The sequence below is a fragment of the Sphingomonas sp. GlSt437 genome, assembly GCF_048015635.2.
Classification (GTDB): Bacteria; Pseudomonadota; Alphaproteobacteria; order Sphingomonadales; family Sphingomonadaceae; genus Sphingomonas.
In genome coordinates, this window is record NZ_JBPGYA010000001.1 from 1056666 (window position 1) to 1068844 (window position 12179).

The window sequence follows — 12179 nt, forward strand, 5'->3', positions numbered from 1 at the left end:
ACCAACGAATTCCTGACACGAGCATGATAGACACCGATCTGGCCGCACCGCCGGACTTTCCATTGACGCGACAGGCTGCGCTGGACCGGCTTGCCGACTTTCTGCCGCATGCAGGCGCGGACTACGCGGCCAACCGCAATTTCGATCATGGCTCCGGGCAACATAGCGCGGTTTCGCGCCTGTCCGCCGCGCTACGCCGCCGCCTGATCAGCGAGCAACACGTTGTGCACGCCGCCATAGAGCGGCACGGGTTCAGGGGCGCCGAGAAATTCGTGTCGGAGGTATTCTGGCGCACTTACTGGAAAGGCTGGCTGGAACAACGGCCGAGTATCTGGCGTGATTACCAGGCGCTCGTCGCCGCGTTCGACGCCGAACGTACGCGCGACGACGCGCTCGACCGCCGCTATCGTGAAGCGATTGAAGGGCGCACCGGCATTGATTGCTTTGATCACTGGGTGCGCGAACTGAACGATACCGGATATCTGCATAATTGGTCGCGGATGCAGGTGGCGTCGATCTGGACCTTCACGTTGCGCCTGCCATGGGCGCTCGGAGCTGACTGGACATTGTCCCGATTTATCGATGGCGACCCTGCGTCGAATACGCTGTCTTGGCGCTGGGTGGCGGGGCTGCATACCGCCGGCAAGGCCTATTTTGCCTCAACCGAGCGGATTGCGCTGATGACCCGTGGCCGCTTCCACCCACAAGGATTGGCAGCGAGCTTTGCCGTACCGCCCGAGCCACTGCCCCCTGCGACTCCGCTGCGGCAGCTCTCGCCACCAGCAACGCAGGTTCCAGCGCTGCTGCTGATCACGGCCGAGGATCTATCGCTGGAGACCGAGCCTTTGGTCGCCGCTTTGCCAATCCGGGCGATCGCAACGCTCAAGCGGCGCAACCAATGGGATGAAATCGCCATTGCCGATGCCGCCCGGCGCGCTGAGCTACATTGGCAGCTACCCGTTACCGACCTTAATACCGATGACCCGGTATCTTCGGCTGTGGCTGTCGCGCAGTCCAATGGATGCGGCCAAGTCGTAACGGCGTTCGCCCCCATAGGGCCGACTGCCGACCAGCTTGCCGAAATACGGGCTGGACTCGACCAGGCGGGGTTATTGCTGGCCGAGCATTTGCGCGATTGGGATCGTCGTGCTTGGCCGCACTGCCGAAGAGGTTTTTTCGCGTTGAAAGAAACAATCCCCGATTTGCTGACGGCATAAGCGTCGCGTGGAGGTGGGGATGCAACACCGCCTTTTCGGACCGGGCGCCTTTGATAAGGGGGTGCAGGGTGTTGTCAGCACAAATTGGCAGGGGTGACTTTGAGCAACCTCCGGCCACTCAATCTTCCCGTTCGGATGCCAGACAAACGCACATCCAGGAACCAGCCGCACGAGGATGGTATACTGATGCCTTTGCGCCATAGCCTGCCTTGTTCGTCTAACAATGCCCTCGGCCTCCCTGGCCAAGTCAGCGGCGTTCGCCAGCCAAGACCCAACTTATTTCCCCTATGCATCATGGAGAGGGCGGTTCGTGTTAGGCCGACAGCACCTTCCCCATCTCATTCTACGGATCGCAGCTTTTGAACCCGTTCGCTTGGCACTGGTAAGCCTTATGATGTGCCTCGGCGATTTCAGCTGGTGTCATCAGACTTGCCGTGAGGTCCATTGCCTGCGCGGTATCCCTGCTGAGATCAAAGAGCTTGTTATCTTTTTGTAGCCGAGCCTCTTTATCCAATTGGGCAGTCGCCAACTGGAACCACATTAAGGCCAGCACATAGTTCCGAGCTACACCCTCACCATCGTGATACATGTAACCGAGCATGGCCTGGGCTGACCCGTCGCCTTTTTCCGCGGCTTGGTGGCCCAAGCGGAAGGCGGTTGCGAAGTCGCCCTTTGCGTAAACTGTCCTAGCGTCTTCGATTTGGCCCGCTCGCGCCCCTATGCTGATAGACGCAAGTACCGCTGCCGCGATCATGGTAGCTACTTTCATGATAGCCTCCTTGTGCAATTTGAGGTAACCGAGTAGCGATTTACCTTGTCTTAAAATTCGATCTACCGCTGCTCGCAGAATAGTAGCCACATTAGTGGCCTGCAACGACGTCAATGGCCCTCGACTTTTGACAAGCTGAGCGAGCGGCAGCGTAACGAATTCTCTATCGCGACTGGAACGGCGGTATTTGGACCGCCTGCCGACTGACGGGTTTTCGGCCAGTGAATACGCAAAGCGGACAGTCATTCAGGGTCTTTTCAATGTCACGCAGCCCCAGATACAGATATGTACCCCAGCTCTGTTGCTCGCCGAGATCGGATTCTCATGGATGACGGCCGACAGTCGCTTTGACTATCAAGGTAATCCATTTGCGACGAACGCCAATCGCATACGCGGTCCTTGGCCACCAAACGGACGCTAGTCCCGCCGAGCGTTAACACTTCATGCGAAGCGTTACATGTAATTGACGCGGCTCGACGCTTAGCAACGTTTGGTTGTCCCCGCGCGCGCGGCCGCGTCGTCCGAATTAATGACGGCGACGTGGGTTTTTAGGGTAGTTTGTTGAGGTTGACCTCGATCGACAGGCCGCTGACCAGACTGTTCCCACGTAGCCGTGCGCCGACACAAGGTACCGGATTCGGTGCCAGCCCGCCTGATTGTCGCCAGAGTGCAACCCAACGAGCAGACGCGATCAAATGCAGGCAGAGTTTGGGCTGGTGACGCTGGCAGAACTTGCGCGGCAGCGGATGCTGATTTCCACGGTTGACCAGAGCTGCGCACCTTTTGAGTGTTTTTCGCCTGTCATAATTACGGCCCATGCAGGCATTGTAGGGAGGCGCTGTGCGAAGAATTCTAATCACCGCTTTGGCACCCTGATGGTGCCAAGCGCGACATCGCCAAAACCCTCGCCAAGCAGATGGGTCTGGCGCTCCCGCAGGCCGATGGCAAACCGCTATTCTGATCGCTGCAGAGGGTTCCGACGACGACAATCGAGCCATTTTTCTCCCCGCTCATCAGCGCTTTATCCATGAAGGAAAATAACATGCGTCTTTGCCTTGTTGTCGCTTTCCTGGGAGCCCTGCTCGCCGCGCCAACTCAGGCGAAAACGCCAGCCACACCGCTAATCCTGATCTCGATCGATGGCCTGCGACCCGGCGACGTGCTCGATGCTGAGGCGCGGGGCTTGAAGGTGCCGCATCTCCGCCGCTTCGTGGCGGAGGGGTGGTCGGCAAATGGCGTAGTCGGTGTGCTACCGACACTGACCTATCCCAGTCACACCACCCTGATCACGGGGGTCGCGCCGCGGCGCCATCGTATCGTCAACAACCTCACCTTCGATCCCACCAACATCAACCAGACCGGGTGGTATTGGTACACATCCGATATCGCCGTCCCGACCTTGTGGGACGCCGCCCATGCTGCCGGGATCACGACCGGCAATGTCCACTGGCCCGTGAGCGTGGGTGGCAAGATTGACTACAATCTGCCTCAGATCTGGCGGACGGGGCATGATGACGACCGCAAGCTAATGCGCGTGCTCGCAACGCCGGGTCTGTTGGATCAGCTGGAGCATGATTTGGGCCCCTATCCCCAGGGGATCGATGAGAGCGTCGAGGGTGATGCCGGGCGGACACGGTTTGCCGAGCGCCTGATTGCGCTGCGGCATCCTGGGTTCATCACCGTGTATCTCACCGGTCTTGACCATGTGCAGCACGTCTTTGGTCCCGACACTGCAGAGGCTCACGCCGCCTTGGAGCGCATCGACGCGATGGTTGGCCAGCTGATGGCAGCTTTACCTGGCGCCAATGTTGCTGTTGTATCCGATCACGGGTTCCTGCCGATCACCACCGACGTCAATCTATTCGGGGCTTTCATCAAGGCGGGGCTGATCCAGGTGAGTGGCGGCAAGGTCACCGGTTGGGACGCGGTGCCCTGGTTCGCCGGCGGCAGCGCCGCCGTGGTGATGGCGCGGCGCGATGACCCGGCGCTGCGCACGCGCGTGGCCGCGCTTCTCGCGCAGCTTCGCAACGATCCCCAAACCCATATTGCGACCATCCTCGATCATGACGAGCTGGTAAGGCGCGGCGCAGGCGAGCAGGCCGATTGGTTCGTCGAATTCTCCGCCGGGACCGAGATGGGACGCGATCCGCTTGCGCCGCTGGTCGCGCCCTCGACGCTCAAGGGCATGCATGGCTATGATCCTGGCGTACCCGAAATGCAGTCGGTGTTCTTCCTGCTCGGCCCCGCCGTCCATGGTCGGCGATCGCTCGGCACGATCGATATGCGGCAAATCGCGCCGACGCTGGCCAAGTTGATGCATGCTCGCCTCGCCAGCGCTGAGCTTCCACCGCTTTAGGTCAAAATAGCCGGATCCCGGATCGAACGAAAGTAGAACGCGCGATTCTTCGGCATATCGGTCACGGAAATATTGGCCGGCATGATGCGCGAGGCGACATAGCTATAAGTTGGTCGTTCTGGGGCCTCAAGCATCGTGAGCGACCGGCAGGCTTCGTGGGCGACGATGGTGAAGCGAAATGGCCGACTTTGCGGCGGATTTCAGCCGCAGCCCGAACCGCGCTGGCACCGCCAGTAAGGCCGCGAGATCCGCCCACTTTATAACACATCTATAGGGAGGACTTGCTCGTAAGCGCGGGCTATGATGCACGCGTGAACAAGGTCGATCAACGCCATGGTCTGACGATGCGCGCGTTCTACGCGCTCACGCTGCTGGCGTTGCTTTTCAAATCCTATGTGCCCTCCGGCTTCATGGTGGCGCAAGGCGGCACGATTGTTATCTGCACCGGCATCGGGCCGATGACGATGGCCGATCCGCGGCACGACGCGCCTGCTGCGCCGGACAAGAAGAGCGATCATTGCTGCCCCTTCGCCGGGAACGCGGCGCCGCCATTGCCCCCAGCGACCGTCCCGCTGCTTGCAATGCCGGGACCCGATCAGGCGCGCGTTGCTGACGCAGCGCTTGATATCGTGCCCGGCCGTGGGCTTGCTGCCCCGCCACCACCGTCCCGCGCGCCCCCGTTCTCCCTCGCCTGATCCATCGTCAGCCGGCTTGCCCCGCCGGCGTCCGCGCGTCTGCGCCACAATGATCTTGCGAGAGTTACAATGCTTTATCGACCGCGCCGGGCCTGGCCCGGACTGCTCTGCTGTGCCGCGGTTTGCGGCCTGGCCACCCCCACTTTAGCCCAAACCCTGCCATCCTCTTCGAGCGATACCGCCGATATCGTCGTCACCGCCGAAGCGACCAAATCCGGCGTCCCGCTCAAGGAAACCCCGCAATCGGTGACGGTCGTCGATCGCCAACAGCTCGACCAGCTCAACGTCCAGACGATTGAGGAAGCGCTGCGCTACGTGCCGTCGGTCCAGACCGAGACCGGCGGCAGCCGCGGCTTCGACAACATCACGATCCGCGGTTTCAACCAATCGGCTTATGAATATCGGGACGGATTGAGGCTCGACCCCGGCTATGTCGAACAGCAAGAGCCCTACGGGCTCGACCGGCTCGAGGTGCTCAAGGGACCGGCCTCGGTGCTCTACGGCCAGATTTCGCCGGGCGGCCTTTTGAACTTCATCTCCAAGCAGCCGCGCGCCGACCTGCCCGGCGAGATCATGCTCGAAGGCGGCTTCTATGGTCAGTTCGCCGCCGGTGCCGATGTCGGTGGCAAACTCGATAGCGATAATCGCTTGTTTTGGCGGCTGACGGGGCTCTACCGCCGCACCGACGATCCGCAGCCGGTGGTCGGATCGAACCGCGTGTATATAGCGCCCGCGCTCAGCTGGCAGGCGAGCGCGACCACCAAGATCACGCTGCTCGCGGTGTATCAGAAGGACAAGCTTTACCGCACGGTCGGCCTGCCGGTCCCCGGCACGATCGCGCCCAATCCCAACGGCCCGATCCCGTATTTCGCCTTTCTCGGCGAACCGTCGTTGCGGCGCTTCGATAGTCCGCAATATCAGCTCGCCGCGATCGTCGAGCACGGCCTCGCACCGGGTTGGACGCTCAGGACCAAGGCGCGATACCTGCACTACGATCTCGATGGCGGCTATGTCGCGCCGATCGGCCTCGAAGCCGACAACCGGACGGTCGATCGGTTCGGGATCACGTTCGGGATCGGCACCAGCGTATTTTCGACCGACACGCAGGTCGAGGGCGTGTTCGCCACCGGTCGGCTGGAGCATCGCCTGCTCGTAGGCATCGACTATCTGCGCAATACGTCGAGCACGCGCTACCGCAATCTCGATGTCGGTCCGATCGATGCATATCAGCCTGTCTATACCGGCGCGCCGCCGATCGGACCTGAATATCGCAGCACCTCGTCGCTGGAGCAGGTGCATCCCTATGCACAATATCGGCTGACGCTCGACCGGCGCTACGTCGTGACCGGCGGTATCGGTTATGGCGCAACGTTCAATCGCGGTCGTGACTTGAACGCGGGCACCAGTACATCCCAGGACGACGACAAGCTGATCGGCGACGCGGCGATCCTCTGGATCGCACCGGGCGGGTTCACACCCTATGTCAGCTATGCGCAGTCGTTCGAGCCGCAAGTCGGAGTCGATCGTCTGCTCGACGGCAGCCAGCCGCCGCCGACCGAGGGGGCGCAGTGGGAAGGCGGCGTCAAGTGGGCGAGCCGCGACGGCCGCGCTTTGGCGACGATCGCGGTGTTCGACATCCGGCTGAAGAACGTCGTCAACGACATCTTCGCGCTCCCGGTTTCCTATAGCGTGCTGACCGGCGGACAGCGCAACCGGGGTGTCGAGTTAGAAGGGCAGATCAAGCCGTTCGACGTGCTGACACTGCGTGCCGGCTATATCTATCTCGACGCGCGGATCACCGACAGCACCAATGGCGATGTGGGCTTACGGCCGAGCAATGTCCCGACCCACGCGGCGAGCGGGTTCGCCACGCTCGACGGCAAGGCGTTCGGGCTGAGCGGCGCCGATATCGGCATCGGCTTGCGTTATCAGGGCGATCGGCGCGGCGACGGTCCGAGCGACAAGCTGCCGGGCTTCGTGCTTGTTGATCTGGCGGTGCATTACCGCTCCGGGCGATATGAGTTCGGGTTCGACACAAAGAACCTGTTCGACAAGCATTACTGGGCGGGCGCCGACTTCGCTGGCGTCGTCGCCGGTCGACCGCTCATCCTCCAGGCCAGTCTGCGCCGGCAGTTCTGACGATGCGCCCGTCGCGAAACACGCGCGGCGTCCTGCGCCAGGTCCATCTGTGGATGGGCCTGGTGCTGGGCCTGCCGTTTGCAGTCATTGCGGCAACGGGGCTGCCGGTGACCTATTGGTATGCATCCGACGCGCTGTTCGCGCCCGGCTATTATGCGGGCACCATCAGCAAGCCACGCGCGAGCTTCGATGCGCTTGCCGCGTCGGCCCGAAAGGCGGTCCCGACGGCGAATCTACAGAGCGTCGTGCTATTGCCCGACTACGGGACCGCACAGGCGGCGCTGACGCTGTCCGGCGGAAAGCAGCGCGAGGTATCGCTCGACGCAGCCACCGGGCGGGTGATCGGCGTGCGGTCGCTCGACGATGCTGCGATCTCATGGCTGTATTCTGTACATACCCGTCTGGCGCTTGATCGGGCGGGGCTTGATCTTGCCGGCCGCATCGCGGTGATGCTGCTGGCGGCAATGTTCGTCGTGCTTGCGCTGAGCGGCGTCATCCTGTGGTGGCCGCGTAGCTGGCGCTGGCGAGTGCTGGCGCCGACGATCCGACCGCGCCATCGCTGGCTTGATCTGCACAACAAGTCGGGCATTTACGCGCTCGTTCCTGTGGCACTTGCCGCCGCGACAACGCTGCTTCTTGAGTTCCCGGCGACGCGCACTTTGGGTGGCGAGATTCCGCCGGTCGTTGCATTCAAGGCCAACCCCGGTGCCCAACCGCTCGAACAGCTTGCGCGCCTCGCAAGTGCCGCTACGCCAGGACGGCCGTTGCTCGGTGTCTTTGGCATAGAAGAGCCAGTGCCGCTCCAGGTCACGACCGGTGACGAATGGGGCGGCTATCGCTGGATCACGGTCGATCGTCGGACTGGTAGGCTGCTGCTCATATCAAGCTCGCGACCACGCGATTTACCCGGCCCGCCGGACGCGAGCTTCTTGATCAGCCTCCACCAAGGGCATCGCTGGGGATCGATGGGCCAGGCAGTCTTTGCGATCGCAAGTCTGGTGCCATTGCTCCTCTACGCGTCGGGAGTGACGCATTGGGTGAATCGACGGCGACGGTCATATGATCGATCGCGCTCGCGTTGTCGTAGTTGACGGGCGGGTGTTGGCAGCTCCGAACGCGTCGCGGGATACGGCAGATTTCGGGCATCATGGAGCACCCGCCCGAAGTCCGGATGTGGGGCGCTAAGCCACCCCACCGCCTCGCATCAGATGCGGGCTTATCGCAGAGCTAGCTTCGTCACACCCAATCTCATGCCTTCCAGCGTCAATGACTTGAGCACCGGAGAGCCAAACCGGCTTGCCGATGGGCAAGATGTGCGCCGGCCCAAAGGGGGCGTAATTTGGGCCGGCGCCTGCGGCTGGCTCAGTGCTGGGGGAGCTTGGCCAGCGCAGCCTTGTATGCGTCGTAATGGGTGCCCTCGTCGACCGCGATCTGGCGGAACATCGCCGCCACCTTGGTGTCGCCGGCGGCTTCCGCTTCCTTGGCGAAATTCACGTACATCGTGACGTTTTCGTAATGCTCGCCCTTCATCGCGTCTTCGAGGTTGGCAGTGTTAGTGCTGCCGAGCTGAAGCGCCTGGGCTTCGCGATCGAAGTGCTCGTTCGCCTCGATATTGGCTGAGGCGCGAAACAGCTTCGCGAGGGCGGGTTTGCCAGCGGCTTCGGCCTGTTCGGCGTAGCGCAGATATTTCAGATTGGCATAGGCTTCGCCATGCATCGCGGCTTCGAGATTGGCCCGCGTGCTGGCGGCGAGCGGTTTTGGCGACGAGGGTTGCGCGGCAGCCACGCCAACGGCGATGAGCGCCGCGGCGCCAGCGACGGCGAGGGTCAATGACTTCTTCATAGTCGATACTCCTGGGCCGCCGGAAGGGCGGGTGCTTCCCGTTTCGGCGCAGGTTCTGACGGAGGCCTGACAGGATATCCCCGCACGCCGTTTTGCGATGATTGGCAGAAGACTCACGCCGTCAGGATTCGGTCAGGGGTTCCTGCGACCTCGTCGTCATCGGGGCAATGTCGCCCCATGCAGGAGCCTTGTTGAATGATCCGATTTGCCCCCCTGAAGGTCGCCGTTGCGCTCGTTGCGCTTTCGGCCGCGCCAATGGCGATGGCGTCACCGGCGTGCACCAAGGTGCCAGAGGCGAAGTGGCTCACACCAGCCCAGATGAAGGCTAGGATCGCTAAGATGGGCTATCGCGACATCAAGGTCTTCCAGGTCTCGGGCAGCTGCTATGAGATTTACGCCCACACCAAGAAAGGCAAGCGTGCCGAGGTGTATTTCAACCCGGTGAACGGTGCTGTCGTTCATAACAACGTCGATTGACGATGGCCCACATCGCCCTGGCAACCGAGGCCGATGACCCTGCGCGCAGCTGCCGCAGCGTCAAGGTTTGGGACCCGATCGTCCGCGTCTTCCACTGGACCGTGGCCGGAGGGGTTATCGCCAACCTGACCTTCCTGAGACACCAGGAAACGCCGCACATCTATGTCGGATATGCGGTCGTCACAGCACTGGCGATCCGCCTGATGTGGGGCGTTGTCGGCCGCCGCCACGCCCGGTTTTCGAGCTTCATCCCCGGCCCGAGCGGTCTGTGGCGCTATTTTCGTGCCATGGCTGCGCGGCGCGAGCCCCGCTATATCGGACATAATCCGGCGGGTGCGGTCATGATCGTGGTGCTGATGGTTTTGCTGGCGACGGTCGGGACGACCGGGTGGATGATGGGTCTCGATCTGTTCTGGGGAGTCGGCTGGGTCGAAACACTGCATGAGGTCGCAGCCAATATTTTGATTGGCGCGGTCGCGCTTCACATTTTCGGCGCGATCTTCGAAAGTGTACGGCATCGCGAGAACCTGCCGCTGGCGATGATTACCGGCTACAAGCGGGCACCGACAGGGACCGACATCGACCATGCGCCTACTGCTGATTGAGGATAATGCCCGCCTCGCCAATCTCGTCATGGAGGGATTGGGTCGGCAGGGTTTCGCGCTCGACTGGGTCGAGACCGTCGACGATGCCGAGCTTGCCATGAAGGTAGCTGACCATGATCTGCTTCTGGTCGATCTCGGCCTTCCCGATGGCGACGGCCTCGACCTGATCCGCAAGGCTCGCCAGAACAAGGACACCACCCCCATTCTGGTGCTGACCGCCCGGAGTGGTCTCGACGACCGTGTCACCGGTCTGGACGCTGGTGCCGATGATTATCTCGTCAAGCCCTTCGAGATCGCGGAGCTCGCGGCAAGATGTCGCGCGTTGCTGCGCAGACCGGGAGCATCGTTGGGCACGCAGCTTGCCGCGGGCAACGTCGTGCTCGATTGTGCCGCACGGTCGGTCGAGATCGCCGGGTCTGCAACCGACGCGACACCGCGCGAGGTCAATTTGCTCGAAGTCCTGTTGCGCCGGGTCGGCCATGTCGTTGCGAAGCCCGTGCTCGAAAACACCCTCTATTCGATGGATGCCGAAGTGACCCCGAACGCGCTAGAGGCCTCGGTATCGCGGTTGCGCAAGCGCCTGGCCGCGGCCGGGGCCGACGTCCAGATCCGCACGGTCCACGGCGTGGGTTACGCGTTGTTCGGACCCAGAACCGCCGATGAATAGCATCGCCAACGACCCTCTCGCACTGCGCGGGCCGACGCTTTTTCGGCAGATCGCGACGCGACTGGCGGCGTTCACGCTGCTTTTTGCGCTGCTCGATGTCGGCATCGTCGTGCTCACCTACAGTCTACAGCCTGAGTCGCTTGCCCAGGAATTGCTGACGTTGGAAGCGGCAAAGGCGCAGGCCGGCAGCACCCTGTCCGCCGATTTGCTGGCTGGGCCACCCGGCGCTGAACGCTGGTCGGCACGCTATGTCGAGCCCGGTTCGCCCGAACTCCGGCCGTTCGGCGCGACCGTTCCCGACGGGTCATCGACACTGGTCGATTGGACCCGTCGCGAGAAGATCCCCGGTGGCTTTCGCATTTCAGGGGTTCGTGCCGTCGATCGCGGCCAGGAGCGGCGGTGGCTGGCGATGCAGTTCGAAGGCGACGGCATCCGACCCTATGTGCCGGTGATCGTCAACGAAATCGTCCAGCATGTGCTGCTGCCGCTGATCCCGCTGTCATTGCTGCTGTTGCTATTCAACGTCTTTGCGGTGCGACGCATGCTTCAGCCACTGCGCCACGCGGAGGGTGAGGTCGATGCGCTGGACCCTGAAAACGCGACGATGCGCCTGTCGGAGCCACGGGCACCGCGCGAGGTGAACACGCTGGTCCGCGCCGTTAATCGGGCGCTGAGTCGGCTCGAGAATTCGATAGCGATTTTGCGGGGCTTTACCGCGAACGCGGCGCACGAACTGCGCACCCCCCTATCGATCATGCAGCTGTCGCTCGATCGGCTGCCAGAGGGCGAGCTGCGCGATGATCTGCGGGCCGACACCCGACACATGACCCGCCTGGTCGAACAGATGCTCGATCTTGCACAGGCAGATGTGCTGAATGCGGAAGGTCAGGTGGAAGTCGACCTGGCCGACATCGGTCGCGAGGTCGTCGCCGCCATGACACCCAAGGCATTTGCCGCAAACAGGGAGTTGCGCTTTGAAAGCCTGGGCGACACGCAGGTGACCGGGCATCCCGAGGCAATCTTTCGCATTTACCGCAACCTGATCGACAATGCGCTGGCCCACGCGCCCGGCGAGACCCCCGTCGACGTGACGGCAGGACCCGGGCCACAGATTGCCGTGCGCGATTACGGGGCAGGCATCGCGGACGCCGATCTGCCGCATATCTTCGAGCGCTTCTGGCGCAAGGACCGGCGCAAGTATGATGGCGCAGGCCTTGGTTTGGGTATCGTCCAGCGGCTGGCCGAAGCGCATCAGGGCGCCGTAAGCGTCGAGAATGTAGAAGGCGGCGGCGCGCTGTTCCGCGTGCAATTCAACCTCGCGTCCTGAACCAGGCACGTGCCGCTGCGAGACGGGTGAGCATCGTCAGGGGCTTGTCAGAACTGTGCCGCATTGACGCCTCCTGAAAGGAGAC

The 12179-nt window shown here is 62.4% G+C and carries 11 protein-coding genes; 9 read left to right on the forward strand and 2 right to left on the reverse strand.

Features of this window, described 5'->3' with window-relative positions:
* Positions 1-23 precede the first annotated feature (23 nt).
* A complete protein-coding gene (locus ACLB0R_RS05250) occupies positions 24-1217 on the forward strand; it encodes an FAD-binding domain-containing protein (protein ID WP_416642289.1) in 1194 nt (397 codons plus the stop codon).
* Positions 1218-1560: 343 nt separating this feature from the next.
* Here ACLB0R_RS05250 and ACLB0R_RS05255 read toward each other — a convergent pair whose 3' ends face one another.
* On the reverse strand, positions 1561-1986 hold the full coding sequence (locus tag ACLB0R_RS05255; protein ID WP_434953762.1) for a hypothetical protein: 426 nt from the start codon (positions 1984-1986) through the stop codon (positions 1561-1563).
* Between the two features lie 1042 nt (positions 1987-3028).
* On the opposite strand from ACLB0R_RS05255, the gene ACLB0R_RS05260 reads away from it, so the two are divergent.
* The 4 genes from ACLB0R_RS05260 to ACLB0R_RS05275 all read left to right on the forward strand — a co-directional run bounded on the left by ACLB0R_RS05260 (position 3029) and on the right by ACLB0R_RS05275 (position 8267).
* Positions 3029-4342 carry an alkaline phosphatase family protein gene (locus ACLB0R_RS05260; protein ID WP_416642291.1) on the forward strand — a complete coding sequence of 438 codons (1314 nt, stop codon included), beginning with the start codon at positions 3029-3031 and terminating at the stop codon, positions 4340-4342.
* Between the two features lie 281 nt (positions 4343-4623).
* Positions 4624-5037: a DUF2946 family protein gene (locus ACLB0R_RS05265; RefSeq protein WP_416642292.1), complete on the forward strand. Its 414-nt coding sequence runs from the start codon at positions 4624-4626 to the stop codon at positions 5035-5037.
* Between the two features lie 69 nt (positions 5038-5106).
* Positions 5107-7176, forward strand: coding sequence for a TonB-dependent siderophore receptor (locus tag ACLB0R_RS05270; RefSeq protein ID WP_416642293.1), 2070 nt, complete (start codon positions 5107-5109; stop codon positions 7174-7176).
* A gap of 2 nt (positions 7177-7178) precedes the next feature.
* Positions 7179-8267 (forward strand): PepSY-associated TM helix domain-containing protein, encoded by a 1089-nt coding sequence (locus ACLB0R_RS05275; protein ID WP_416642294.1) that lies wholly within the window; start codon positions 7179-7181, stop codon positions 8265-8267.
* A 271-nt stretch (positions 8268-8538) separates the two neighbouring features.
* On the opposite strand, the gene ACLB0R_RS05280 is transcribed toward ACLB0R_RS05275, so the two are convergent.
* Complete coding sequence (locus ACLB0R_RS05280; RefSeq protein ID WP_416642295.1) at positions 8539-9018, reverse strand: ferritin family protein; 480 nt, start codon at positions 9016-9018, stop codon at positions 8539-8541.
* 195 nt (positions 9019-9213) lie between these two features.
* Here ACLB0R_RS05280 and ACLB0R_RS05285 point away from each other — a divergent pair, with 195 nt between their 5' ends.
* Genes ACLB0R_RS05285 through ACLB0R_RS05300 form a run of 4 tightly spaced genes read left to right on the forward strand, consistent with a single transcriptional unit; the run spans position 9214 to position 12094 of the window.
* Complete coding sequence (locus ACLB0R_RS05285; RefSeq protein ID WP_416642296.1) at positions 9214-9495, forward strand: PepSY domain-containing protein; 282 nt, start codon at positions 9214-9216, stop codon at positions 9493-9495.
* A 2-nt stretch (positions 9496-9497) separates the two neighbouring features.
* Positions 9498-10100 carry a cytochrome b/b6 domain-containing protein gene (locus tag ACLB0R_RS05290; protein ID WP_416642297.1) on the forward strand — a complete coding sequence of 201 codons (603 nt, stop codon included), beginning with the start codon at positions 9498-9500 and terminating at the stop codon, positions 10098-10100.
* Positions 10081-10767, forward strand: coding sequence for a response regulator (locus ACLB0R_RS05295; protein WP_416642298.1), 687 nt, complete (start codon positions 10081-10083; stop codon positions 10765-10767). Before ACLB0R_RS05290 ends, ACLB0R_RS05295 begins: the two co-directional genes overlap by 20 nt.
* On the forward strand, positions 10760-12094 hold the full coding sequence (locus ACLB0R_RS05300; RefSeq protein WP_416642299.1) for a sensor histidine kinase: 1335 nt from the start codon (positions 10760-10762) through the stop codon (positions 12092-12094). Before ACLB0R_RS05295 ends, ACLB0R_RS05300 begins: the two co-directional genes overlap by 8 nt.
* Positions 12095-12179 lie beyond the last annotated feature (85 nt).

Coding starts and splice junctions, on each gene's coding strand:
- ACLB0R_RS05295 (WP_416642298.1), top strand. CDS start 10,081: ATGCGCCTACTGCTGATTGAGGATAATGCCCGCCTCGCCAATCTCGTC.
- ACLB0R_RS05285 (WP_416642296.1), top strand. CDS start 9,214: ATGATCCGATTTGCCCCCCTGAAGGTCGCCGTTGCGCTCGTTGCGCTT.
- ACLB0R_RS05300 (WP_416642299.1), top strand. CDS start 10,760: ATGAATAGCATCGCCAACGACCCTCTCGCACTGCGCGGGCCGACGCTT.
- ACLB0R_RS05290 (WP_416642297.1), top strand. CDS start 9,498: ATGGCCCACATCGCCCTGGCAACCGAGGCCGATGACCCTGCGCGCAGC.
- ACLB0R_RS05275 (WP_416642294.1), top strand. CDS start 7,179: ATGCGCCCGTCGCGAAACACGCGCGGCGTCCTGCGCCAGGTCCATCTG.
- ACLB0R_RS05255 (WP_434953762.1), bottom strand. CDS start 1,986: ATGAAAGTAGCTACCATGATCGCGGCAGCGGTACTTGCGTCTATCAGC.
- ACLB0R_RS05250 (WP_416642289.1), top strand. CDS start 24: ATGATAGACACCGATCTGGCCGCACCGCCGGACTTTCCATTGACGCGA.
- ACLB0R_RS05270 (WP_416642293.1), top strand. CDS start 5,107: ATGCTTTATCGACCGCGCCGGGCCTGGCCCGGACTGCTCTGCTGTGCC.
- ACLB0R_RS05260 (WP_416642291.1), top strand. CDS start 3,029: ATGCGTCTTTGCCTTGTTGTCGCTTTCCTGGGAGCCCTGCTCGCCGCG.
- ACLB0R_RS05280 (WP_416642295.1), bottom strand. CDS start 9,018: ATGAAGAAGTCATTGACCCTCGCCGTCGCTGGCGCCGCGGCGCTCATC.